The organism is Rhizobium sp. P28RR-XV, from assembly GCF_012641385.1.
Taxonomy (GTDB): domain Bacteria; phylum Pseudomonadota; class Alphaproteobacteria; order Rhizobiales; family Rhizobiaceae; genus Rhizobium.
The window spans coordinates 273,813-297,189 of record NZ_JABAIG010000011.1 but is presented as its reverse complement, the minus strand read 5'-3'; the positions used below and the strand labels follow the sequence as shown (position 1 = coordinate 297,189).

The following is a 23,377-nucleotide window of genomic DNA, read 5'->3' as shown; positions in this document are numbered from 1 at the left end:
AACTCCTCGCATCCGCTGGACGCAATAGGTACGCGGTGCGTTGAAAGCCTGGCATGAGCTCAATGGAACGAAACAAGCGATCGGACCAACTTTCGGGTTGGCGCGGCATCGAGCCGTCTGACGGATACCGTCAGGGGCAGCGCTCGCGCAGCCCGCTGCTGCGTCCGCGCGATTTCGTTTCCGGCGCCGAACAGGCTGCGACGGTTCAGCCGATCGATACGGCGACTTATGCCGTGAGCAAGAGCGAGCCGTCACCTCTCGAATTTCAGCCCGACGCAAGACCGCAGCCTGTGGTCGAGCCGATCGCCGTTGTTGCCTCGATGACGGAAGCTGCCCCGGCTGCGGCGCCTCCGAGTGTTGTCACACCGCCGATGCCGGCAGCGATGGCTGATGCGCCGCTGCTCGATCTTCGCTCGGCCATTCGCTCGATCTGGGCGAGGAAGCTCGTGGTCCTTGCCCTGGCGGGTACCGGCGCCGTGCTGGGCGCGGCCGTCATTCCGCTGATACCGCAGAAATTTACCGCCGAAACCAGCCTCTACTTCGATCCACGCCCGGTCGGAACTTCCGATTCCGCCCAGCAGGCTCCCACGGCGCCGGAATTGATCACGACGATGATCGACAGCCAGACGCAGATCCTGTCTTCGGGCAAGGTGCTCGGCCGGGTCGTCGAAGCGTTGAAGCTCGATCAGGATCCCCAGTTCGATGGCGGCGCCAGCGGCGAGGCGGCGAAATATGTCGCGGCCGCCACGTTGGCGAAAGCCGTGCAGATCGCCCGCGAGGCCAGCACCTATGTCGTAACGGCGAAGGTGACGACCGGCGACCCGCAAAAATCGGCTGGGATTGCCAACCAGCTCGTGACCTCCTTCATGGAAGAGGAGAGCAAGGCGACGGCAAATAGTTACAAGAGCAGCAGTACCGCGCTGGATTCCCGTCTCGATGATCTGCGCCAGCAGGTACTGTCGGCCGAGAAAGCCGTCGAAGCCTATCGTGCCGACAATGACATGGTGGCGGTCGAGGGCAACCTGATTTCCGACAAGCGCCTGACCGCCTTGAACGACATGCTGGTCACCGCCCAGCAAAAGACGATAGAGGCGAAGGCCCGCGCCGACGCAGCCGGCAAGCTGAGCTTCGAGGAGGTGGTCTCAAGCAATCCTTCCTCCGGGGCGACATCGAACGCATTGAGCAGCCTGCGGCAGCAATATGCGGCGCTGGCCGCCAATGTCGGCAGCCTTCAAAGCCAGCTCGGCGCCCGCCATCCGCGCCTGCTCGCTGCCAAATCCTCCCTGGAAAGCCTTGCAGCCGAAATCCGGGCCGAGTTGCAGCGGCAGATGACCTCGGCCCGTTCCGACTACGAACAGGCGCAGAAGGCCGAGCAGGACATCGCCAAGGAACTCGCGGTGCAGAAAGCCTCGCAGGTCAACACCTCAGGCAAACTCGTCGGCCTGAACGAGCTGCAGCGCAAGGCGACCGCCGCCCGCGATCTCTATGAATCGCTTCTGAAGCGGTCCGGCCAGGCCGGTGACGCCCAGGATCTGTCGCAGAGCAATATTCGTGTGATTTCCGAGGCGGAGCCGCCGTTGAAGGCGGATGGACCTAGCCGGAAGGTGATGATGGTCGCGGGCTTGATCGCCGGCGCGATGTTCGGTGCAGGCCTCGGCATGGCTTTTGCCATTCTCCTCGGCCTGTTTCGGCACCCCGTCATCCGTGGCTATTTCGGTAAATGAGTTCTTTTCCACCTTTTTGCACCCGGGCTTCTTCAGGATCGGGGATGCAATTGCGCGCCGGCTGTTCTAAATGTAAATCGGCTCCGGGAATGATTGGATCTTGCTAATGGAAGCGTGATGCAGTCATTAGGAGTCGTATGGTACTTTGTGAGACAATCTATGCGAGAAAAGCGGTGCGCTGCTCCAATGACTGGCGCCGAGGAAAACTGACCGATGGTGCCCGCTGATAAGCTCGTTTTGCCGTTCCTGGCGCTGCCGCGCTCGACCAAGCGTGCGCTGGCGCTGCTGGTCGACGCCAGCCTGTGCGTGCTCACGGTCTGGTTCGCCTATTGTCTGCGTCTCGATGACTGGGTCATTCTCGAAGGCGTCGAATGGCTGCCGGCCATCGTCTCCCTGCTCGTCGCCATACCGATCTTCATCGTCCTTGGCCTTTACCGCGCCATTTTCCGATATGCGGGCCTTTCGGCTTTCGTGACTGTCGTCAAGGCGGTCGCGATCTACGCGCTCGCCTTCATGACGATTTTTACCGCAATCAGCGTGCCGGGCGTGCCGCGCACGGTCGGCATATTGCAGCCGCTGTTGTTGCTGATCGCGATCGGCCTGTCGCGCATGTGGACGCGCTACTGGCTCGGCAATGCCTATCAGCGGCTCCTCAATCGCAATCAGCTTGCCAAGGTTCTGGTCTACGGCGCCGGCGCTTCGGGACGGCAGCTGACGGGCGCGCTTGCCAACAGCGCCGAGCTCAATGTCGTCGGCTATCTCGATGACGACCGCAACCTGCATGGCAGCATCATGGGCGGCCTGCCGATCTACGCTCCGGCCGATCTGCCGGCGCTCGTGGTCTCGGGCGATATCAAGGGCGTGCTGCTGGCCTTGCCGAACGCCACGCGGCAACGGCGCAACGAGATCCTCGAAAGCATGCGCAAGGCCCGCGTGACGGTCAGGACCATGCCCGATCTGACCGCGCTCGCCCAGGGTCGCGTTGCGGTCTCGGACCTGCGCGAACTGGATATCGAGGACCTGCTCGGCCGCAATGTGATTGCCCCCGACCGCGACCTGATCGAGAAGAATATACGTGGTAAGGTGGTCATGGTGACCGGAGCGGGCGGCTCGATCGGCGGCGAGCTCTGCCGTCAGATCCTGAAGAACGAGCCGTCCTCGCTCTTGCTGGTGGAGCAGAGCGAATTCGCTCTCTATGCCATTCACGGCGAGCTGGAGAAATCGGCAGCCTCCGCCGGCTATGCCGATGTACGCATCATCCCCTTTCTCGCCTCCGTCAGGGACGGCCAACGGCTCAGGCAGATCATGGAGGCATGGCGGCCGAAGACCGTCTACCATGCCGCCGCTTACAAGCACGTGCCGCTGGTCGAATACAATCCCGTCGAGGGCATCCGCAACAATGTGCTGGGAACGCTGATAGCGGCTGAAGCCGCCCGCGATCATGGCGTCGAGAGTTTCGTCCTCATCAGCACCGACAAGGCCGTGCGTCCGACCAATATCATGGGCGCGAGCAAGCGCCTGGCGGAAATGGTGCTGCAGGCGATGAATGCCGATCGCAAGCCAGGTACCGACAGCACCAATTTCGCCATGGTGCGCTTCGGCAACGTGCTTGGCTCCTCCGGTTCGGTCGTGCCGCTGTTTCGCCAGCAGATTCGTGATGGCGGGCCGATCACGCTGACCCATCCCGATATCACCCGCTACTTCATGACCATTCCCGAGGCATCGCAGCTGGTGATCCAGGCGGGCGCGATGTCGGCGGGCGGCGACGTCTTCCTGCTCGACATGGGTGAGCCTGTGCGCATTGCCGATCTTGCCCGGCGCATGGTGGAATTGTCCGGTTTGACGGTGCGGGATGCGGACGAACCCGAAGGCGACATCGAGTTGGAAATCACCGGCTTGAGGCCGGGCGAAAAGCTCTATGAGGAATTGCTGATCGGCGACAACCCGCAACCGACGACCCATCCGCGTATCATGCAGGCGAAGGAAGATTTCCTGCCCTGGCCGGAGCTGGCGAAGCGGCTTGCAGCGCTGGAGGCGGCGATGGAGGAAAACGATATCCCCCTCGCCAGAGCGCTGCTGCAGAAGCTCGTCTCCGGTTATGCGCCCAGCAGCGAGGTGGTCGATCTCGTCTATCGCGAACGCGAGACGGACCTGACGGTCGACCAGCCGAATCTCGACAATGTCGCGCAGCTATAGACGCGGTTTGAGCAATTGAACCGTCGCCGTCTCCCAGGGCTCAGCGTTTGCCGAGGTTTACCGCCGCTTCCTTGATGGCGTAGCGCCAGCGGCGCATCTGGTCGCATGTGCGGAACCAATACGCCGTCAGCCGCAACAGGGAATGCTTTTTGACGGCGCGGTAGTGCACGCGTTTGCCGATCGTGGTGGCGGCGCGGTGCGGGCTGAAGTCGACGAGATTTTCAAATGTCGTGAATGTTTCGACGCCGGTCGACCAGCCGCGCTCAAGGGCGACGTCATAGGGAAGAAGCATGGGCTTCAGCGTCGTCAGCAGCTTCTTGGCGGCCTTGCGGTTGACGATATAACAGGCAGCCGACCCCTGCGGGCCATGCATGCAGCGGCCGACAACATCGCTTTCGGTGGTTTCGCAGATCGCTTTGAAGCCGACGAGGCGATGGTTGACCAGCTTGACGAGGCGCGCGCCTTGAACGCTTTCCATGGCCGCGATCGCGCGTGGGATCAGCCGCTCATTGAGCTCGACGTCATCTTCCATGATGATGGCCATCTTGTCGCCGCTGGCGACAAACTGCTCCAAGGCAAGCAGATGGCTGCGATAGCAGCCGTACTCGCCGGGCAGAAGCTTGCGTCCGTTGTGATAGATGAACGATTTCGGGTGGAAATCGATGCGATCGCGCTCGGCGATCGCCCGACCGTCAACAGCCGGAATCCGTGTGATGTCCAGGTCGTATTCCACCGCCTGGCTGCATAGGCGCTCCCAACGCTCGCGCGACCGATCGAGGTTGATCACATAGATGCGAAGCTGCTGAACGGCTTCGTCAGCGATGTCAGGATCGACAAGGCGAGGGATACGATTAATCTGTTCGAGAATGACTGTTACTCCTGCAAACAGAAATCGTGGCGACAGCAACTAAGAAGGCATTTTTACTACTATATAACATGCTTATGACTTGTCGCAAATGGCCACTGCACGCCCATGTTGTATTTGCGGATAAAAGCATTTTATTTGGTGTAACGTAGCGTGAACGAGTTTCCGTCGGTCCCCGAACGATCACTTGAGCGCGATTTCGACGGCCGGCCTGTTGGCGCGAAACAGCGGCGTCAATATATTCAGAGCAAGGAGCGCCGAAGTGTCGTATTCGCATGGGTAAAGGATCGTCCCAAGTCATGTTGACCAAATCGAAAATCGCCGTTGTTGCGTTGTTTCTGGCGGGTCTCACGCCGACGGCAGTCTTTGCCGAAAACCCGCTTCTCCCCAAGCCATATGTCGCTCCCGTCTATCCTTACAAGAACCTGCCGGGCGTAACTGCGCCAAAAATGGCGGCTGACGAGAAATTCCAATGCCGCACGACCACCTTGCATGCGGATTATTTTCGCGAAGGTCTGTTTTATCGCAGCCTTCCGCGGCTCGGTTATGTCTGCGAGCAGGATGGTATGATCTCCAGCAGCACCAGAAAACCGAATTATCAGTACTGGCAATATAACGGCCCGGGCAGATAACGGCGTCTGGCTCTGCCGAAATAAGCAGCAATCCAGTCAAATCGCGCGCAGCCTCATCCTTGAGGGTTGCGCTTTTTTAGGCGATAATCTGAAAATAAATTTCATGTTTTTGAGTAAATGCGCGAACGTCGTTGACGAATGCGAAAATTTGCCCCAAGCTTACGAAAATAAATTACGTAATGGGAACATAAAGCATGCGAGTGGGAATCATTGGGCTGGGATTCCGCCTGGGATATCTGGGCTATGTCTTCAAGGCGATCGACGAAAGCTTTGAGATTGCCGGATATGTCGATCCGGAGCCCGCAGGCCTGCCCGGTCTGATCGAGCAGGGCATATCAGCCGGAAAGGCCTATGCCACGCCTCAGGAGCTGATTGCCAACGAGAAAATCGATCTGCTGATGATCGGTTCGCCCAACCACATGCATCTCGATCATATTCGCATCGGCCTCGAGGCTGGCCTCAAGATTTTCTGCGAAAAGCCGATCGTCACGACAATCAAGGACAGTATAGAGCTTGCGCGCCTGATGGCGAAGTTCGGCCACGAGCGGCTGATGGTCGGTCTCGTTCTGCGCTATTCGCCAATGTACCGCGATCTGCTGGTCGCGCAGGCCGAAGGAAAGCTCGGTCATGTCGTTTCCATCGAGGCCGCCGAGCACATCGAGCCCTATCATGGCGCCTTCTTCATGCGCGACTGGCGCCGCTACGAGCATTATTCCGGCAGCTTCATGCTGGAGAAATGCTGCCACGACCTCGATCTCTATAATGGCGTGGTCGGTGCACGACCGGAGAGGGTCGCAAGCTTCGGCGGCCGCAAGAGCTTCATCCCAGAAAACGACCCGGCAAGGGAAGGCATCAACGACCTTGAGCTTTTCCATCGCAAGCCGAGCGGCTGGATGGGGTCGGACAAGGTTTTCGACAGTGACGGCGACATCATCGACTACCAGGTGGCGATCGTCGAATATGCCAACGGCGTCGGCATGAACTTCCATACCAACCTGAACGTGCCGGACCAGTTCCGCCGCTTTGCCATCATGGGATCGCGCGGCATGGCCGAGGGCGATTTCATTCGCGGTTATTTCAACGTCCATGAGATGCTCACGGGCAAAAAGGTGATCGAGAAAACCTATGCGACGCGCACGGCGCTTTCGCAGCACTATGGCGCCGACGAACAGATGGCCGCCGATATCATCTCGCATGTCAAATCGGGGCAGCATCTGCCGGTCTCGACGCTGAATGCGCTAGAAGCGGGCATTCTGGCGCTTTCGATGGACGAGGCGCGCATGAAGAGGGCCGTCGTGGATCTCCGTCCGATCTGGGACGAGTTCGACGAAGCGCTTTATTCAAGAGCCGCCTGAGGAGGGGCGCAAGATGGGTGTTCAACGCAGCACAGTCATCTTCGCCTGGATCCTGCTTCTTCCGGCTCTCCTCTACGTCACCGTCATCGTCGCCTATCCGCTGGTCGACACCGTTATTCTGTCCTTCACCGATGCGTCGTTGAAGAAGGTGACGAATTGGGTCGGTTTCGAGAACTACGGCAAGATCTTCAACGAAACATTCGCGTCGGTCATCGTCCGCACCTTTATCTGGACGTTCTTCTCCGTGTCGATCAAGATGATCATCGGCACGTTGGGAGCGGCGCTGCTGAATTCCGCCGTCCCGGGCCGCGCGCTTTTCCGCGTGCTAACCATGCCGCCCTGGATCGTGCCGATGGCGATCGGCATCTTCATGTGGGGCTGGATGTATAATGGCCAGTTCGGCATGATTTCAGGCCTGCTGCAGCGGTTCGGCATCGTCGACAGCCCGGTGGCGTTCCTTGCCTATGGCAGCTCGGCCTTCTGGGCGACGATCGTCACCGACGTCTGGATCGGCGTGCCGATGGTGACGCTTTATATGCTGGCGGCGATGCAGGCTGTCCCGCACGATCTCTATGAAGCCGCCTGGACCGACGGTGCCGGCCGCTTCTATCGCTTCCGCCGCATTACCCTGCCGCTGCTGGTGCCGTCTCTGGTTACCATGTCGATGCTGTCGCTGATCTCGACGTTCAATTCGTTCGACATCATCTGGATCCTGACGCACGGCGGCCCGAACGGTGAGACGACGACGATGATCATCGACACCTATCGCACGGCGATTGGATCGTACAAATATGGTGAGGGTGCCGCCCGCGCCGTGTTGATCTGCATCTTCCTGTCGCTCTTCTGCCTTGCCTATTTCCGCCTGACCAGCCGCTTTTCAACGGGAGCCAAGCGATGAGCCAGCCCGCCATGATCAATCGCTACAAATGGTACGAGATCATCGGCATCTATGCCGGAATCCTTCTGTTCCTGACTTTCGTGCTGGCGCCGTTCGTCGAAGGGTTCCTGGTGTCGCTGAAGCCGCTTAGCCAGCTGTTCTCGTCGCCCTACCATTTCATCCCGGAAAACGGTTCGTTCGCGGCCTATCGCACGATGTGGACCAGTGTGCCGGGCTTTGGCTGGTATATCTTCAATTCGTTCCTCATTTCCGGCTCGATCACCATCATCGTGCTGATCCTCGTGGTGCCGGCCGCCTATGCCTTCGCGCGCTTCGAATTCAAGGGGGCCGGCTTGCTGCTCGGCGCCTTCCTCGCCGTCAAGATGTTCTCCGGCGCCGTGCTGCTGATCCCGCTGTTCCGGCTCATGCGCTCCTTCGGCGTGCTGAACACCTATTTCGCCATGATCGTGCCGGGCGTCGCCTTCATCATCCCCACCGGGATCTGGCTGCTGCACACCTATATCAGCCGCATTCCGCGTGAACTCGATGAGGCCGCCTATGTCGACGGTGCAAGCCAGCTCTACACGCTTCGCCGCGTCATCCTGCCGATTGCCATGCCTGGTATCATCGTGGTGGCGATTTCCTCGTTCATCGAGGCCTACGCGCAGCAGTTCATCTATGCGCTTACCTTCAATTCGAAGACGGAATACATGCCGCTGCCGGTAGGGCTATTTGGCTATTTCGGCCGGCAGGAGGTCGCTTGGAACGAGCTCATGGCCGCAAGCTTCGTCGGTATCGCGCCGGCGCTGGTCCTGATCTTCTTCCTGCAAAGGTATCTCGTCAGCGGTCTGACCGCTGGCGCGGTGAAGCAATAAAACCAATCAACAACCAGAGAAACGGGAGCTTAAACGTGACATTCCATTTCAAAACGGGGCTGCTTGCCCTGGCTCTGCTCGGCTCCACCGCGCTTGGCGCTGTGACTGCCCATGCCGCCGACAAGGAAATCAGCTGGATCTATTGCGGCGACAGCATCGACCCGATCCATGTGAAATATATCAAGCAGTGGGAAGAGAAGAATCCGGGCTGGGCAGTCAAGCCAGAACTCGTTGGCTGGGAATTGTGCCAGGATAAGGCAACGACGCTTGCTGCAGCCGGAACGCCGGTCGCCATGGCTTATGTCGGTTCGCGCACGCTCAAGCAGTTTGCAGAGAACGATCTCATTGTTCCCGTTCCGATGACCGATGAGGAAAAGAAGGCCTATTATCCGGGCATCGTCGATACCGTCACTATCGATGGTCAGCAATGGGGCACACCGGTAGCCTTCTCGACCAAGGCGCTCTACTGGAACAAGGACCTCTTCAAGAAGGCGGGCCTCGATCCGGAAAAGCCGCCGACCACCTGGGCCGAGGAAATCGCCGACGCCAAGACGATCAAGGAAAAGACCGGTATTCCGGGCTATGGCCTGTCGGCCAAGACTTTCGACAACACCATGCACCAGTTCCTGCACTGGGTTTATAGCAACAACGGCAAGGTGATCGACGGCGACAAGATCGTCCTCGACAGCCCGGAAGTGCTGGCTGCCCTTCAAGCCTATAAGGATATCACGCCTTATTCCGTCGAGGGCCCCACGGCTTACGAGCAGAACGAAATGCGCGCCATCTTCCTCGACGGCAAGGTCGGCATGCTCCAGGCCGGTTCGGGCGCCGCCTATCGCCTGAAGGAAACGAAGATCAATTGGGGCGTCGCACCGCTGCCGCTCGGCCCATCGGCCAAGGGTCCCGGCACGTTGCTCATCACCGACAGCCTTGCTGTCTTCAAGGGTAGCGGTGTCGAGGACAAGACGATCGAATTCGTCAAGTTCATCACCTCGCCCGGCCCGCAGGGCGAATACGAGCTGCAGGGCGGCGCTGGCCTAACGCCGCTGCGTCCGTCGCCAATGGTCGATGAGTTCGAGAAGAAGGACCCCTTCTGGAAGCCGTTCATCGACGGCATCGCCTATGGTGGTCCGGAGCCGTTGTTCAAGGATTACAAGGGCTTCCAGAACGTGATGATCGAGATGGTCCAGTCGGTCGTCACCGGTAAGGCCCAGCCCGCGGATGCCTTGAAGAAGGCAGCTGCCGATCTCGATCAATACAAGTAAGATGGCAATTCGCCGGGCCGCGCGCATCGCGCGCGGCCTTTCGAGCCCTGCCCGCCTTATAGCGGCGCCGCGCGGAGACAGAGTTTGGGAAAGCTGCACCTTAATCAGGTCAAGAAATTCTATGGTCATTTCGAGGTCATCAAAGGCGTCGAGCTTGACGTTAACGACCGCGAATTCATTGTCTTCGTAGGCCCGTCCGGCTGCGGCAAGTCGACCCTGCTGCGCATGATTGCAGGCCTTGACGAAGTGACCAGCGGCGACATCATGATCGATGGTGCCCGCGTCAACGATCTGCCGCCGGTCAAGCGCGGCATCGCCATGGTCTTCCAGTCCTACGCGCTCTATCCGCATATGTCGGTGTTCGAGAACATCGCCTTCCCCCTGCGCGTCGAGAGGATGCCGGAAGACAAGCTCAAGGCCAAGGTCGAGCATGCGGCGCGTATCCTCCATCTCGATCAGCGCTTGCAGCAGAAGCCGGGTCAGCTGTCCGGCGGCCAGCGCCAGCGCGTTGCCATCGGCCGCGCCATCGTGCGCGAACCGAAGATCTTTCTCTTCGACGAGCCGCTGTCCAACCTCGATGCCGCGCTGCGCGCCGACATGCGCATCGAACTGGCGAAGCTGCACCGTCAGCTGCAGGCGACCATGATCTATGTGACGCACGACCAGGTCGAAGCCATGACCATGGCCGATCGGATCGTCGTCTTGAATGCCGGCGAAATATCGCAGGTCGGCGCGCCGCTGGAGCTTTATCACAAGCCCGCGAATACGTTCGTCGCGCGCTTCATCGGCAATCCGAAGATGAACTTCCTACCGGTCACCTGCACGAATATCGGCGATGCGGGCGTTCAGGTGGATTACAAGGGCCAGAAGGCCATACTGCCCGTGGCGCCGCGCCAGGGCGTCGTCGGCAAGGCGCTGACGCTCGGCATCCGGCCCGAACATGTTCAGCTTGCCGGCGGCGACCTGACGCTGACCATCGTTCCGAACGTGGTCGAGCGTCTTGGCGCGCAGACCGTCGCCTATGCCGCGGCGGAAGGCATCGACGAGAATTTCTGCGCGACCTTGCCGGGCAGCGCCGCCATCCGCATGGATGTGCCGCTCAAGACCGGAATCAGCGTCGGCGACTGCCACCTTTTCGACGAGAGCGGTCAGGCCTTCGAACGACGGGTGGAATTGACCGAAATCGATATGGAAATGCTGAACTCGGCAGCTTCTTGACGAGAGGCGACCCCGGAAGCAGCCATGCGCCCTCGTGGTTCGAGACGGCCCTTTGGGCGTCCTCACCATGAGGACTGATCATCTCGTCCAGCTTATAGCTCTTAGCTCCTCCGCCCTCATGCTGAGCCCGTCGAAGGACGAGGGTGGCTCCGGAAGCGGCCACGATGGGGATGAGGAATCGCCTACCAGACCAAGCCGCGAGCCGCCACATCCTCGACGCGCGTCACCACGCCGTCGCGATGAAACACCATCTGGTCGAAGAGGTTGGAGACGACGCATGTGTGGTTCGGGATGATACGGATCTTGTCGCCGATCTGCGGGCGAGGGCCTGTGCATTTCGACAGGTCGATGACGCCGTGCTCCTCAGAAAGCCCCTTGATGACGGCGTCGGGATAACCGACCACCTGGCCATAATCGGCAAAGCCGAGAAGGTCGGAGGTGAGCGCCTTCGAACCGGCATCGATGACGGCCCGATCTTCCGTCGGTCTCGAGACGATGGTGGCGAGAATATGCATCGCGCAATCCTCTTCGCGGCAATGGCCGGCCCGCACCATGGAGCGGTCGTTATAGATATAAGTGCCGGCACGATGTTCCGTGGCCGCGGTCACGAGATGCGCCTCGAAGAGGCTCGGCGTGCCGCCATTGCTAACGATCGGGCATTCGATGCCCTCGGCCTTCAGGAGCTTTACGGCTCCCGACAGGAATTCCTGTGTCGCGGCGGCATTGTCCGGCTTCGGATAGGTCATCAGTCCAACGAAGGCGAGGCCGGGCTTGCCGGCGATATGCTTGCCGAGAGCGGCAGCCTCTGCAGGCGATTGCACGCCGCAGCGCGCGCCGCCTGTATCGCATTCCACCAGTACGGCGAGCGGCTTGCGGCTGGCGAACCAGCCGGAAAGGGCATCGACCGTGACAGCACTGTCGGCAACGACCTTCAGCCCGCTGATGCGCTCGTTCAAAGCGGCAAGACGTGCGAGCTTTTCCGGGCCGAGAATATTGAAGGTAATGAGGATATCTTCGAAGCCAGCGTCGGCGAAAGCTTCTGCCTCGGTGATCTTCTGGCAGTTGATCCCTTTGGCACCGGCGGCGACCTGCGCCTGCGCGAGCGCGGGGATCTTGTGCGTCTTGATATGCGGACGGAAGTTCAGGCCGTGCGCGTCCATGTAGGATTGCACGCGCGCTATATTGCCCGCCAGCCGGTCTTCATCGATGATCGGGCGCGGCGTCGAGAGCGCTTCGATCCGGTCGCCGGGCTTGGGGCTGATTTCCGAGGCGATGTCACGGGCGATGTCGTGGGCCATGTCAGGCACCTTTCCGTTCTTCTGCAAAGGGATTCGCCACCATCGGCCAGATGTCCTTTCGGGCGCGACGATAGGGTGTGCGCGCCGGATTATTGGGATAAGGCGTCCCCGCCGAACAGTAAAGGATCTGCGAAGCGATCTTGGAGAAGGACGCATAGAAGTGATTGGTCGACTTGATGACCAGGATCTTCTTGGCAGCGGGATTGATGCCCATGACGGAGAACAGGCTCGGGTCGAAGCTTTGGGCGCGCGTCGAATTCAGGATAATGTCGATACCATCGAGCAGAATATGCGCGGCATCGCCGAAGGGGGCGTAGCTCTCGCCGAAGCGCATCTCGGCATTGGTGACGAGGCGGATGATCTTCACGTGGCCGTCGATCGGGTTGCCCGTGCCCGGCGCCGATTTCGCGCCGAAGCGCAGCGGGATTTCCGCGCCTTCACCGGCCGCCATGCAGATTTGTACGGCCATCGGATCCCAGATCGTGCCGAGCGCCGTGTCTGTGGCGCCGCGATCGAGCAATTCCTGCAGGACGACGGTGGCATCCCCCGCGGTGCCCCCGCCGGGATTGTCCCAGAGATCGGCAATGACGACCGGGCCGGAGGTCGCGGCCATGGCCTCGCGCACCGCCTGCTTCTCATCGAGCTGCGGCATGATGAAGGTGCCGCGTTTGGAGAAGAGCTCCAGCCCGAGGTCGCGAGCGATCGCAGTTCCCTTAGTCGGCTTATCATCGGTGACGACAAGCAGCCTCGTGCCCATATCGGGCACGTCGCCGGCCATGAAGCCATGAACGACCGAGATCGACAGAATGTCCGCGTCGCTCTTTTCCATCGCCATGATCTTGTCGACGAAGGAGCGCATCGGTTCGCGCGATGTCGGAAAGACGTCGATCATGCGGCAGTCGAAGACCGACATGACCGGCTTGACGCGGCCTTCCAGCGTATCGATGGCGATGCGCCAGAGGTCCTCGGCGCGATCGACGAAATCCGTATGCGGGAATTCCTTGAAATAGACGAGGAAATTCGCGGCCGTCAGCCGTTTCTCGCTCAGATGGCTGTGCGGATCGAGTTCGGCGCAGACGAGGATATCCGGCCCAACGATCTCGCGGATGTGCGACAGGAAATCGCCCTCCGTGTCCTCGTAACCATCCGCGACCATGGCGCCGTGCAGCCCGAGAATGACGGCATCGACCGGCATGGCTGCCCGCAGCTGATCGAGAATCTCGTCCCGCAGCTCCTCATAGGTCCGGCGGTTTACCAGCCCGGCCGGATCGGCCCAGGTGGCGGTGCCTTCGATCACGTCCCAGCCCTTTTGCGTGGCAATGTGCCGTCCCACGGTGATCGGCGCGGTACACAGCGTCGGCGTTTCCGGATGCATGCCGGGGGGAGCATAGAGAGAGGCTTCGAAAGCGCGTCGGTCGATGCAGATGGGGGAGAAGGTATTCGTCTCGGTCGCGAAGGCCGCCGTGAAAATGCGCAACGCTGTCGCCTCTATTCCATGGGGTTCGGCAGGTAACCGGTAAAGCCGCTGATCTTCCAGCGCCCCTCATGCAGGCGGCAATAGTAAAGCGTCTGCCACTTCATCACGTCGATGCCGCCATCCGATTTCTTCAGGCTGCCGTCGAACTTCTTGCGCACGAGAGCCATGTCGCCTTCGATCTCGATATCTTCGAGCGTCGTCGTGGTGAAAATGGCCGTGCGCGTATCCTCGGCGAAGGATTGGGTGGCGAAATCACGGGCCTGGCGCAGCCATTCGTCGCGATAGGCGGATAGCGTCGGGAAAGCGAGGCGCCACTTGTCGGGGCTGATTTCGTGTTGGCCGTCGATGCCGATGAAACCCTCTTCGACGAAATCGCCCGATACCATCGACCAATCGGCGGCAAGAAAAGCGTCGATATCGCGCGAAACGAGCATTTCCCAGATCGAATGCCTGGCGGCATCGCCGACAGGGAAGGGATTCTTGAAAGGATCACGCATTGTAACCGCCGTCATTTAAATTCTTTTCATAATTTTCGATTTTCACTGGTCAAATTCTGCTTTCTATGGTCATTTGTCAACTTATCAAGAAAATAATTTGCAGGAACCGCAGGGCGGCCATCACACGTCAAGGTTTCCGCTAGGTAGGGACGAACGGCAACACGCGCCCGTCTGCAAGCCTGTCCACAGGCAATGGCGGGAATGGTGAGATTGAGATGGATTGCGTCGCTTACTACGTGCCAGACGTTTGGAAAACAGCGACAAAGGGGGGCTGATGGATATCTTCACGACCATGCAGGACGAGAGGGGCCGGCTTTCGCAATCGGAAATCCGCATCGCCGATATCGTCCTCAACGATTTCGAATTCGCTGTCAATGCTTCCATCATCGAGCTTGCGGGCAAGGCGGACGTCTCGCCGCCCACGGTGACGCGCTTCTGCCGCCGCCTCGGCTGCGAAAGCTTCTCCGATTTCAAGGTCCAGCTGGCGCGCACCGCCTATGTCGGCATGCGCTACCTGAAGCCCGAGCCGAAGAGCATCGCGCCGGCCGACGTTGCCCAGGACATTATTACCAAGGCGCAGAATGCGCTTTTCCTGCTGCATCGCGGCCTGGATGTCGCCGCCATCGAGCAGGCGGCAAACCAGCTTGCCGGCGCCGAGATGATTTACGCCTTCGGCTCCGGCGGTAATTCCTCGATGATTGCCAGCGAGCTGCAGAACAGACTGTTCCGGTTCGGCCTGCGGATTACTTCAAGTTCCGACCACAGCATGCAGCTGATGATGGCCGCCGCCGCCAAGCCGACGGATGTGCTGATCGGTTCGTCCTTCTCCGGCCGCAATGCCGAACTGGTGCGCGCTTTCATGCTGGCGCGCGAAGCCAAGGTGCCGACCATCGCGCTGACGCAAAGCGGGAGCCCGGTGGCGCACGCCGCCGATATCACCCTGCCGGTCGACCTGCCGGAAGGCGACAATATTTATCGGCCGACGTCGACGCGCATTGCCTATCTCGCCGTGGTCGACATTCTCGCCAGCCTGGTCGCCCATCGCATCCAGCCGCAGGCGACGGTGATATTGCGCCGTATCAAGCAACAGCTCGTGACCCATCGCGACGGCGACGACCGCCAGCTTCTCGGGGACTGAAAAGGCTCCGGAAAAATGCAAGGGTCGCCGCCCTAGGCTGGGCAGAAGCAACGACAGGGGGCGGCAGGCTTAGCCGCTCGGGGAACCAATCGAAGGAATATTGCATGAGCAAATCCGTTGCCATCGTCACAGGGGCGGCCGGCGATATAGGCCGTGCCATCGCAAAGCGCCTGGCGGATGACCATGATGTCATCCTGCTGGTCGATATAGACGAGGCCGCAGTGCAGACCGCCGCGCAGGTGCTCGGCCCGGCGGAGCGTTTCGTGCCGTTCAAGGCCGACATCACCAGCGATGCCGATGATGCCGCCATGGCCAAGGCCGCATCGGGATTGGGCGAGCTAAAGACGCTGGTCAACAATGCCGGTGCCGCCCGCGCCGTCAGTCTCCACGATACGACGCCGGCAATCTGGCGCGCTGACATCGCCCTCAATCTCGAGGCGGCGTTCCTATGCTTCCGTGCCGTCGAGGACATGCTGAAGGTGTCGAAGGGGTCGGTGGTCAACATCGCCTCCGTCAATGGCTTGGCCGTTTTCGGCCATCCGGCCTATAGCGCCGCCAAGGCCGGGCTTCTGCACTTTACCCGGCTGGTCGCGGTGGAATACGGCAAGTTCGGTATCCGCTCGAACGCGGTCGCGCCCGGCACCGTGCGCACCCAGGCCTGGGAGGTACGGGCCGCGGCCAACCCGAATGTCTTCGAAGAGGCGAAGCGCTGGTATGCGCTTCAGCGCGTCGTCGACCCCATCGATGTCGCCAATGCCGTCTCCTTCCTCGCAAGCCCGCTTGCCTCGGCCATAACAGGCGTCTGCCTGCCCGTTGATTGCGGGCTGACCGCGGGGCAGGCGGAACTCGCCCGCACTTTCTCTCAATCGGAACATTACTGACGCTCGTTGCCAAAGGGGAACATGATGCAGCCGGCCGCCTATCATCTCGAAAACACCTGGTCTCCCGAGGGTGGAAAGCATGGTCGGCTGACCCTGACGCTTTTCAATTTCGCGGATACGCCGCTTGAGAATTTCCGCCTTGCCTATACGACGCTGACGCGAGTGGTCGATCCGGAAGCCTGTGACAATGCCGTCTTCGTGCGCCGCAACGCCAATTTTCACGAATTCGCGCCGCCGGCCGGCCTATCCATCGCGTCCGGAGGAAGCTGGACGTTCACTGTTTCCGCGCTACACCGGATCGCGCGGCATTGCACCGACGGCGCCAAATCCGCCTATGTGACGCTGGAGGACGGCACCCATGTCACGGTGTTTACCTCAGACCTGTTGCTTGCCGATCGCGCCAGCGAACCGCCGCCGGTGCTGCTGCCGGAAGGCCGGCTGGAGCTTCCCTTCGCCATCCAGCCGTGGCCGGCGAGGATCGATGTCGAGCCGGGCGAAGATTTCCCGGTCGCGCTCTATCCGGCCAAGGGCTCCGACGCTGCAAGCGTGAAGGCGCTTGCCACGGCGCAGGCGCTGTTCCGTCGGCTCTTTCCCTCTAATCACATTCCCTTCAGCCTCATTGCCGCGCCTGGGGGCAGGGCACTGCGTTTCGTCGAGCGGCCGGCACTCGCCCGCGAAGCCTATGAGCTTTCTTTCTTCGCCGATGAAATCGTGCTTTCCTTCTCCGCCGCTTCAGGCCGCCTCTATGGCCTGATGACACTGGCGCAGCTTCTCGATGGCGCGCGGCGCGAGCCCGGCAAGTTCCGCTTTCCGATTTCCGGCATGATTACCGATCAGCCGCGTTACGGCTGGCGCGGCTGCCACCTCGACGTCTCCAGGCAATTCACCCCGAAGGCGGATGTCCTGCGCCTGCTCGACATTCTTGCCTGGCTGAAGCTCAATATCTTCCATTGGCATCTGACCGACGACGAGGCCTGGCGGTTGGAGATCCGCGCCTATCCGCAGTTGACCACGACTGGCGTGCTGCGCGGGCCGGACGAGCCGCTGCTGCCGCAGCTCGGCAATGCCGCCGAGCCGGTGGGCGGCTTTTATGCGCAGGATGATATCAGAGAAATCGTCGCCCGCGCCACGGCGCTCGGTATCGAGGTGATCCCCGAGATTGACATTCCCGGCCACAGCACCGCCACCCTCGTCGCCCTGCCTGATCTGGCCGATGGGCAGGAAGCGCCTGATAGCTACCATTCCGTTCAGGGCTATCCGAACAACGCCCTGAACCCGGCGATCGAGCTTACCTATGAATTCCTCGCCAAGGTCTTCGACGAAATGGTCGAGCTCTTCCCGTCCGAATACATCCATATCGGCGGCGATGAGGTCGCCAACGGGTCCTGGCTCGCTTCGCCTCTGGCGCGCAAGTTGATGGAGCAGGAGGGTATTTCGGGAACATTCGCGCTGCAATCCTATTTCCTGAAGCGCATCAAGGCCATGCTCACCGAGCGCGGCCGCAGGCTGGCCGGCTGGAACGAAGTCGCCCATGGCGGCGGCGTCGATCCGGAAGGCACGTTGCTGATGGCCTGGGAAAAGCCCGAGGTCGGCATCGAGCTTGCGCGCGAGGGCTATGAAGTCGTCATGACGCCGGGCCAGGCCTATTATCTCGACATGGTGCAGGCCGATGCCTGGCAGGAGCCGGGCGCGAGCTGGGCAGGCACGGTGCCGCCGGCCCATACCTACGCCTATGAGGCCGAGGGCGATTTCCCCGATGAGCTGAAGCACCTGATGAAGGGCGTGCAGGCCTGCATCTGGCAGGAGAACTTCGTCTCCGGCGACTATTTCAACCGCCTGGTCTTCCCGCGCCTGCCGGCCATTGCCGAGGCAGCCTGGACACCGAGGGCGAAGAAGGATTGGCTGCGTTTCGCCGCCATCGCTCCGCTGAGCCCAAAGCTTTAGGATCGTCACCGGAGGCAGGGACCAGAGCGTGATGCCGAAAAGTGTAGGAGGTTTTCGGACGGCATCACGCTCTACTTCTTTGATTTTAGAGCGGATTCAGATTTTAGGTCGATTCGACCTAAAGTCATCGGGCTCTGGAGCAACTCCAGGAAAAGCGCATAGCGGTTTTCCGTCTAGCCGCCGCATCAGATCACCCTTGAGGCCGCCGAACGAGAGTTCGGGCGGCTTTCTTAAATACTGGCTTAATACTGGAGTATCTGAGCTAGCCGGCCCGCAGGGTTGCCATGTCGGTCGGGAAGAAGCCCGCCCAGGCCATCACGGTTATGGCTGTAATAACGAGCAGGTACCACATGGCGAGGTAATCCCCGACCAGCCGCCGGTTCAATGCGGTGAAGAGAAGAGCGACGCTGAAGGCAAGCCAGAGCAGATTGCAGACGTGGTCCATTTTGTTGTTCCCCTTATTCGTCTCACCTCCCTGCTTCAAAGGTTAACCAGTCGGGAGCGCGGGAGCTAGTGCTATAGCGGGATGGAGGTTTGCGCATAGTGCGAAGCGCCGATGGATCAAGCAGCACTTGCGGCATGGGAAGGAGGCATCCAGCAGCGGGCCGGCTATCGCGCCGCGTGCTGCATCGAGCCGGAGCCGATGAAGCCCCAGGAAAATCTTAACAGCATCCCCCGCAGCCCAGGAACATCTCGCCACCGCCCCCGTTATCGCCTGATGGCATCAGGCGAGGAGTTAATTTCATGGATTATCATATGACGACGGCCGCATGCGTCGGTACGGGATCGTTTTTTGATCGCAGCGTTGATAGCGCTCTACGGCTGAGGAGGCGTGACGATGGAACACGGTGATTGGAACAACCCCGTCATAGTCGACCTCGGCGGCGCCGGCCGCTATGCGATCATAACCAACGCGCTCGATGCGGCCAACTGCATGAGCGAAGAGTGGCCGGTAAGGGGCGGACCTGTGGTGGACGAGGCCGTATTGGTATGCCTCGATGCCGTTCTCGGCAAGGCCTCGGCCGAGCAATCACGGAGGGCTTTTCTGGACGCAGCAGAAGAGGCCGGGCTTAGCGTCAGGCCGGACGCTGGAAGCCTTCACTAGATCGATATGAAGCCCTGGGGGACGTGGCGTCCGGGCCGGAACCGCTCAGACCATCCAGAAGATCAGGGCAAGGATCACGATAACGGCGAGGATGAAGCCCATCATCCTCCCAAGCCCTTCATTGACATTGCCGTTGCCGACGATGAGATCGTACCAGTCGCTCTTGTGGTCCATTCAAAATCCCTCAAGGTTCGCCCTATTAGGTCGATCTCTTCTTCGCCAGTCAACGATTTAAAGATGGCCTAGAGAACTGGGATGCCGGCCGCGATCAAGCCTTGATCGCTTGGCCGGCGACGATAGCCGTGAACGGTTGGAACGGGACATGCCGAGGGCGGGGATTTTCATCCGCGCAGCTCATTTCAAGGCAAGCTCATGTGAACTTCCGGCGAACCGAAAGCTGAATCACATGTACTGGCTAAGTCTTGAAATCTTTGAGAAATCCACGTTTCTCAAAATGGAATGGTGCCCAGAAGAGGACTCGAACCTCCACACCCTTTCGGGTACCAGCACCTGAAGCTGGCGCGTCTACCAATTCCGCCATCTGGGCGACGGACACGCATGTAAGGGGGTGGCCGTCCGGTGTCAACAGGGTTTTTGAAGTTTTAGTGTCAATCGCGAAAAAAGCGGTTTAAGCCCGGGTTACACCCGGGCCGCAGCCCATGCGCTGATTAGGCCAAGTCCCTGTTCCAGCAAGGCCTTTGCCTCGCTTTCACTCGATGCCTCCACATAGCAGCGCATTTCCGGCGCATTGCCGGAGGGGCGGAAATGGATGATTCGGTTATCCACAAGCGTGACCCTGAGCCCGTCGATGTCGCTCTTGGAGGCGACGGTCGCGATCGGTTTCAGGAAATCCGCAAGATTGGCATCGGAGGCACGCAGATAGGCCATCAGCGCCGCGCTGGTGTCCACCGGAAAGTTCTCCAGCCGGTCGGCGGCGGCAAAGGGCAGGCGGTAGCCGCCGGCAACGGCGGAAAGCGGCTTGCCCACCTTTGCGGCGGCATAAAGCGTCGCCAGGATCGGCAGGAAGCTGTCGCGCGTCGGCAGCGGATCGAAGGGTTTGCCCTCGACGGTGAAGCGGCTGGCCGTCAGCGTGCCGCCATTGGCCTCGAAGCCCATGATATTGGCCTTATCCGCGGCAACGGCCTCGTCCATGCCGGCGATCACATAGGGCGAGCCGACACGGGTGCGGGTGACGGCATAGGAGCCGGCCGATTCGATGCCGGAATTGGAGGTGACCGGGGTGACCACCACTTCGGCACCGAGGAAGTTGGCGGCGATGAGGCCGAGCAGATCGCCGCGCAGCGGCTCGCCGGTTTCATCCGCCACCAGCGGCCGGTCGCCATCGCCGTCGGCAGAAACGATGGCATCCAATCCATGTTCCGGTGCCCAGCCTTTCATGAGGCGGATCGTCTCGGCCGAGACCGCTTCGGTATCCACCGGAATGAAGCTTTCGGAGCGGCCGAGCGGCACGACGCGCGCACCGTAATGGGCAAGAACCTCACCAAAGAGATCGCGCGCGACCGTGCTGTGCTGATAGACGCCGACGGTGAGGCCGGCAAGGCTGCCTGATGGCAGCAGCCCCTTGTTGCGTTCCAGGAACAGCGCCTCTGTCTCCACCGTGCGATTTTCTGCGGTGGCTGGCGCTTCGTCGAGCACGGAATCGCCGATCGCCAGGGCTTCCTCGCTGATCGCCACCTCGTCACGCTTGTCGATCTCGCCGTCCGGCCGGTAGAATTTGATGCCGTTGCGGTCGGCGGGGATATGCGAGCCGGTGATCATCAGCGAGGCCGCTTTCAGCTGAAGCCCGTAAAGCGCGAGCGCCGGCGTCGGCAAGGTGCCGCAGTCGATCGGTGTCAGGCCTGCACGCTTCAAGGCACCGATGCAGGTGGCGGAGATGACCGGGCTCGATGCGCGAAAATCGCGGCCGACGAGGACGGGATCGCCTGATTTGGCCCGGCCGCTCTTCAGCAGATAGCGGGCAAAGGCCGTGGCATAGAGAGCGGATGCCCGTCCGATGAGGTCTGCGGATAGGCCGCGAAGGCCGCTGGTGCCGAATTTCAAGCTGCTCACAGGCAATCTCCCTTGCAATGATCGGGCTGTTATGGAGCAAGCTGCGCCGACGATCAACTGATCGCGAGCAGTTGCCGGCGAGGGCCGGTAGCACTGGTTTTGCCTTGTCTGCGACCCCAGATAGGTAACAGCTGCTGCGAAAAGGATGTGGTTCCGCCGCAGAGTGGATAGGAGTTTATCATGACTGTTTTCGGCAGGATCGTGCCCGGATGTGTTCTCGCACTCGCCTTGCTGGCGCAGGCGGATTTTGCGGCTGCCGCTTCGAATTCCCCGAAGATCGTCATTCCGCCGCGCAGCACGAATTCCGTCATCTGCGATTCCCGTGGCTGCTTCGGCTTCGGGGAGCGGCAGTTTTACACCCGCCCCGGCCAGCCACTTCCGATTACGCCGCCCTATACGGGAGGCGTGAACCGCTACGACGCTCCGCGAATTCAAATTCCGCCGCGTGAAACCTATACGCCGCCGAGGACGGTCTATCCTTCGCCGGCCCAGCAGCGCACGCGGCATCAAACATGGTGCGCTGAGCGCTACCGGACGTATAATCCCGGCACCGACCTCTATTCCACGATCAATCGCGGCTTCCAGCCGTGCCGCGCGCCCTTCGACTGACGGTTCACAGGCGCAAGCGTCGTTTTAGCTTTCCAGTGATGCGCGATCGGTATGGCCGAGATCGCGTTCCGGGTCGATGACATCGCGCACCCGCCGCTTCAGCTCCTTCGGCCCGGGGAAGCCCCCGTCGCGCTTGCGCTCCCAGAGGAGCTCGCCATCGATGCGGATTTCGAAGACGCCGCCGGTGCCCGGTATCAGCGCCACTTCGCCGAGACTGTCGGTAAAGGTCTGCAAGAGCTCCTGCGCCATCCATCCGGAGCGCAATAGCCAGTTGCATTGGGTGCAATAGAGAATGGTGATCCTGGGCTTGTCGCTCATCACAGAGTCCTCGTTGTTTGCTGACATTTATGCTCAACTTTAGCTGGCTGCAAGCTATACCCTTGCCTCTCCCGTCGCCTCATGCTCATCTCTCCCGGTAACATGTTCGGGATCATCGCAATGCGCGTCGCCATTATCGAGAATATGAAGAATACCCCGCTCGGCGCTCTCGGCATCGCGCTCGAAGAGGCGAAGGCTGAGATCGAATGGTTCCGGCCATGGAACGGCGAAGCGCTGCCCAGGGATACGGTGTCCCATGATGCGATTGCCGTGCTCGGCGGCGAGCAGAGCGCCCGCGACGATCACACCCATCCTTATCTGCCCGAACTGGCGCAGCTCATGCGTCGCTTCGAAAGCGAGGACAAGGCCGTGCTTGGTATTTGCCTCGGCAGCCAGATTCTCGCGCGCGCCTATGAGGCGGAAAATCTTCTCGGCACTGCCCATGAATTCGGCTGGAAGACAGTGGGCGTTACCAACGAAGGCAAGGCGGATCCCCTGCTCGCCGGTGTCGGCGACGACTTCACCATCTTTGAATGGCATTCCGACACCTTTACCTTACCGGCCGGCGCCACGCGCCTCGCGACCAACGGCGTGACACGGAACCAGGCCTTCCGCATCGGCCGCGCGACCTATGGCACGCAGTTCCACTTCGAAGCCAACGCCGCCGTGGTCGACCGCTGGCGCGACGAATTCAAGGCGGTTATCGAGCGCAAGGAGCCCGGCTGGCTGGAGAATTATCCGGAGCTTGTCGCCAAGCACGCTGCCGCGGCCGAGACGGCCGGTCTTGCCATCGCGCGGGCCTGGGTGCGCACGATAGAAGCACAAATGGAGTTTCAGCAGGTCGCGGAAGCCTAAGGATTTCGGCGGCATACATCAGAGCCGGATGATTTTAGGTCTGTTCGACCTAAAATCTGAATCCGCTCTAGAATCAAAGAAGTAGAGCGTGATGTCGTCCGAAAACCGCCTACACTTTTCGGCATCACGCTCTAATTACGCGCTGCCGGCAGATGGGTCGTGATGCGCCGTGCAAGCA

22 protein-coding genes and 1 tRNA gene are annotated in these 23,377 nt (G+C 60.7%); 14 read left to right on the top strand and 9 right to left on the bottom strand.

Translation table 11 applies throughout. The features are described 5' to 3' along the window. Positions 1-53 precede the first annotated feature (53 nt). Positions 54-1,724, top strand: coding sequence for a GumC family protein (locus tag HGP12_RS24390; protein WP_168841375.1), 1,671 nt, complete (start codon positions 54-56; stop codon positions 1,722-1,724). 213 nt (positions 1,725-1,937) lie between these two features. Next, a complete protein-coding gene (locus HGP12_RS24385) occupies positions 1,938-3,920 on the top strand; it encodes a polysaccharide biosynthesis protein (protein WP_168841374.1) in 1,983 nt (660 codons plus the stop codon). 40 nt (positions 3,921-3,960) lie between these two features. On the opposite strand, the gene HGP12_RS24380 is transcribed toward HGP12_RS24385, so the two are convergent. Then, a complete protein-coding gene (locus HGP12_RS24380; RefSeq protein ID WP_205926608.1) occupies positions 3,961-4,827 on the bottom strand; it encodes a glycosyltransferase family 25 protein in 867 nt (288 codons plus the stop codon). Positions 4,828-5,084: 257 nt separating this feature from the next. Between HGP12_RS24380 and HGP12_RS24375 the strand changes: the two genes are divergently transcribed. From HGP12_RS24375 to HGP12_RS24350, 6 genes are all read left to right on the top strand, one after another. Next, positions 5,085-5,417, top strand: a complete 333-nt coding sequence (locus HGP12_RS24375; protein WP_168841373.1) for a hypothetical protein — start codon at positions 5,085-5,087, stop codon at positions 5,415-5,417. Positions 5,418-5,611: 194 nt separating this feature from the next. Further along, positions 5,612-6,772 (top strand): Gfo/Idh/MocA family protein, encoded by a 1,161-nt coding sequence (locus HGP12_RS24370; RefSeq protein ID WP_168841372.1) that lies wholly within the window; start codon positions 5,612-5,614, stop codon positions 6,770-6,772. Positions 6,773-6,785: 13 nt separating this feature from the next. After that, positions 6,786-7,670 carry a carbohydrate ABC transporter permease gene (locus tag HGP12_RS24365; protein ID WP_168841371.1) on the top strand — a complete coding sequence of 295 codons (885 nt, stop codon included), beginning with the start codon at positions 6,786-6,788 and terminating at the stop codon, positions 7,668-7,670. Continuing rightward, the gene (locus tag HGP12_RS24360) at positions 7,667-8,524 is read left to right on the top strand and encodes a carbohydrate ABC transporter permease (RefSeq protein WP_168841370.1); all 858 of its coding nucleotides are present in this window, start codon (positions 7,667-7,669) and stop codon (positions 8,522-8,524) included. Before HGP12_RS24365 ends, HGP12_RS24360 begins: the two co-directional genes overlap by 4 nt. 35 nt (positions 8,525-8,559) lie before the next feature. Then, positions 8,560-9,789, top strand: a complete 1,230-nt coding sequence (locus tag HGP12_RS24355; protein WP_168841369.1) for an extracellular solute-binding protein — start codon at positions 8,560-8,562, stop codon at positions 9,787-9,789. Positions 9,790-9,873: 84 nt separating this feature from the next. After that, the gene (locus HGP12_RS24350; protein WP_168841368.1) at positions 9,874-11,007 is read left to right on the top strand and encodes an ABC transporter ATP-binding protein; all 1,134 of its coding nucleotides are present in this window, start codon (positions 9,874-9,876) and stop codon (positions 11,005-11,007) included. Between the two features lie 182 nt (positions 11,008-11,189). On the opposite strand, the gene HGP12_RS24345 is transcribed toward HGP12_RS24350, so the two are convergent. From HGP12_RS24345 to HGP12_RS24335, 3 genes are read right to left on the bottom strand one after another with little or no spacing between them, the layout of a single operon-like run. Continuing rightward, positions 11,190-12,305, bottom strand: a complete 1,116-nt coding sequence (locus HGP12_RS24345) for a D-TA family PLP-dependent enzyme (RefSeq protein ID WP_168841367.1) — start codon at positions 12,303-12,305, stop codon at positions 11,190-11,192. Position 12,306: 1 nt separating this feature from the next. Continuing rightward, positions 12,307-13,782: a M81 family metallopeptidase gene (locus HGP12_RS24340; RefSeq protein ID WP_168841366.1), complete on the bottom strand. Its 1,476-nt coding sequence runs from the start codon at positions 13,780-13,782 to the stop codon at positions 12,307-12,309. 11 nt (positions 13,783-13,793) lie between these two features. Beyond that, on the bottom strand, positions 13,794-14,279 hold the full coding sequence (locus tag HGP12_RS24335) for a hypothetical protein (RefSeq protein WP_168841365.1): 486 nt from the start codon (positions 14,277-14,279) through the stop codon (positions 13,794-13,796). A gap of 274 nt (positions 14,280-14,553) precedes the next feature. On the opposite strand from HGP12_RS24335, the gene HGP12_RS24330 reads away from it, so the two are divergent. The 3 genes from HGP12_RS24330 to HGP12_RS24320 all read left to right on the top strand — a co-directional run bounded on the left by HGP12_RS24330 (position 14,554) and on the right by HGP12_RS24320 (position 18,242). Next, a complete protein-coding gene (locus HGP12_RS24330; RefSeq protein WP_168841364.1) occupies positions 14,554-15,417 on the top strand; it encodes a MurR/RpiR family transcriptional regulator in 864 nt (287 codons plus the stop codon). Positions 15,418-15,521: 104 nt separating this feature from the next. Next, positions 15,522-16,298 (top strand): SDR family oxidoreductase, encoded by a 777-nt coding sequence (locus tag HGP12_RS24325; RefSeq protein WP_168841363.1) that lies wholly within the window; start codon positions 15,522-15,524, stop codon positions 16,296-16,298. 24 nt (positions 16,299-16,322) lie between these two features. Then, positions 16,323-18,242 (top strand): beta-N-acetylhexosaminidase, encoded by a 1,920-nt coding sequence (locus HGP12_RS24320; protein WP_168841450.1) that lies wholly within the window; start codon positions 16,323-16,325, stop codon positions 18,240-18,242. 262 nt (positions 18,243-18,504) lie between these two features. Here the strand turns inward: HGP12_RS24320 and HGP12_RS24315 are convergent, their stop codons facing one another. Next, complete coding sequence (locus HGP12_RS24315; RefSeq protein ID WP_168841362.1) at positions 18,505-18,687, bottom strand: hypothetical protein; 183 nt, start codon at positions 18,685-18,687, stop codon at positions 18,505-18,507. A 393-nt stretch (positions 18,688-19,080) separates the two neighbouring features. Here HGP12_RS24315 and HGP12_RS24310 point away from each other — a divergent pair, with 393 nt between their 5' ends. Then, positions 19,081-19,347 (top strand): DUF982 domain-containing protein, encoded by a 267-nt coding sequence (locus tag HGP12_RS24310; protein ID WP_168841361.1) that lies wholly within the window; start codon positions 19,081-19,083, stop codon positions 19,345-19,347. 45 nt (positions 19,348-19,392) lie between these two features. Here the strand turns inward: HGP12_RS24310 and HGP12_RS34525 are convergent, their stop codons facing one another. The 3 genes from HGP12_RS34525 to HGP12_RS24300 form a co-directional block, all read right to left on the bottom strand. Next, positions 19,393-19,521: a hypothetical protein gene (locus tag HGP12_RS34525; RefSeq protein WP_281408228.1), complete on the bottom strand. Its 129-nt coding sequence runs from the start codon at positions 19,519-19,521 to the stop codon at positions 19,393-19,395. A 286-nt stretch (positions 19,522-19,807) separates the two neighbouring features. Next, positions 19,808-19,894: transfer RNA gene (locus HGP12_RS24305), tRNA-Leu, on the bottom strand. A 92-nt stretch (positions 19,895-19,986) separates the two neighbouring features. Then, positions 19,987-21,417 (bottom strand): phosphomannomutase, encoded by a 1,431-nt coding sequence (locus HGP12_RS24300; protein ID WP_168841360.1) that lies wholly within the window; start codon positions 21,415-21,417, stop codon positions 19,987-19,989. Between the two features lie 180 nt (positions 21,418-21,597). Between HGP12_RS24300 and HGP12_RS24295 the strand changes: the two genes are divergently transcribed. After that, positions 21,598-22,026, top strand: a complete 429-nt coding sequence (locus HGP12_RS24295; RefSeq protein WP_168841359.1) for a BA14K family protein — start codon at positions 21,598-21,600, stop codon at positions 22,024-22,026. Positions 22,027-22,050: 24 nt separating this feature from the next. On the opposite strand, the gene HGP12_RS24290 is transcribed toward HGP12_RS24295, so the two are convergent. Beyond that, a complete protein-coding gene (locus HGP12_RS24290) occupies positions 22,051-22,344 on the bottom strand; it encodes a SelT/SelW/SelH family protein (RefSeq protein ID WP_168841358.1) in 294 nt (97 codons plus the stop codon). A gap of 120 nt (positions 22,345-22,464) precedes the next feature. Between HGP12_RS24290 and HGP12_RS24285 the strand changes: the two genes are divergently transcribed. Further along, positions 22,465-23,199: a type 1 glutamine amidotransferase gene (locus HGP12_RS24285; RefSeq protein ID WP_168841357.1), complete on the top strand. Its 735-nt coding sequence runs from the start codon at positions 22,465-22,467 to the stop codon at positions 23,197-23,199. Positions 23,200-23,377: the final 178 nt, after the last annotated feature.

Bases quoted from the DNA above. Each gene is read 5' to 3' on its own strand.
- HGP12_RS24390 (WP_168841375.1), top strand. From the start codon at position 54: ATGAGCTCAATGGAACGAAACAAGCGATCGGACCAACTTTCGGGTTGG.
- HGP12_RS24385 (WP_168841374.1), top strand. From the start codon at position 1,938: ATGGTGCCCGCTGATAAGCTCGTTTTGCCGTTCCTGGCGCTGCCGCGC.
- HGP12_RS24375 (WP_168841373.1), top strand. From the start codon at position 5,085: ATGTTGACCAAATCGAAAATCGCCGTTGTTGCGTTGTTTCTGGCGGGT.
- HGP12_RS24370 (WP_168841372.1), top strand. From the start codon at position 5,612: ATGCGAGTGGGAATCATTGGGCTGGGATTCCGCCTGGGATATCTGGGC.
- HGP12_RS24365 (WP_168841371.1), top strand. From the start codon at position 6,786: ATGGGTGTTCAACGCAGCACAGTCATCTTCGCCTGGATCCTGCTTCTT.
- HGP12_RS24360 (WP_168841370.1), top strand. From the start codon at position 7,667: ATGAGCCAGCCCGCCATGATCAATCGCTACAAATGGTACGAGATCATC.
- HGP12_RS24345 (WP_168841367.1), bottom strand. From the start codon at position 12,305: ATGGCCCACGACATCGCCCGTGACATCGCCTCGGAAATCAGCCCCAAG.
- HGP12_RS24335 (WP_168841365.1), bottom strand. From the start codon at position 14,279: ATGCGTGATCCTTTCAAGAATCCCTTCCCTGTCGGCGATGCCGCCAGG.
- HGP12_RS24330 (WP_168841364.1), top strand. From the start codon at position 14,554: ATGGATATCTTCACGACCATGCAGGACGAGAGGGGCCGGCTTTCGCAA.
- HGP12_RS24325 (WP_168841363.1), top strand. From the start codon at position 15,522: ATGAGCAAATCCGTTGCCATCGTCACAGGGGCGGCCGGCGATATAGGC.
- HGP12_RS24320 (WP_168841450.1), top strand. From the start codon at position 16,323: ATGCAGCCGGCCGCCTATCATCTCGAAAACACCTGGTCTCCCGAGGGT.
- HGP12_RS24315 (WP_168841362.1), bottom strand. From the start codon at position 18,687: ATGGACCACGTCTGCAATCTGCTCTGGCTTGCCTTCAGCGTCGCTCTT.
- HGP12_RS24310 (WP_168841361.1), top strand. From the start codon at position 19,081: ATGGAACACGGTGATTGGAACAACCCCGTCATAGTCGACCTCGGCGGC.
- HGP12_RS34525 (WP_281408228.1), bottom strand. From the start codon at position 19,521: ATGGACCACAAGAGCGACTGGTACGATCTCATCGTCGGCAACGGCAAT.
- HGP12_RS24295 (WP_168841359.1), top strand. From the start codon at position 21,598: ATGACTGTTTTCGGCAGGATCGTGCCCGGATGTGTTCTCGCACTCGCC.
- HGP12_RS24290 (WP_168841358.1), bottom strand. From the start codon at position 22,344: ATGAGCGACAAGCCCAGGATCACCATTCTCTATTGCACCCAATGCAAC.
- HGP12_RS24285 (WP_168841357.1), top strand. From the start codon at position 22,465: ATGCGCGTCGCCATTATCGAGAATATGAAGAATACCCCGCTCGGCGCT.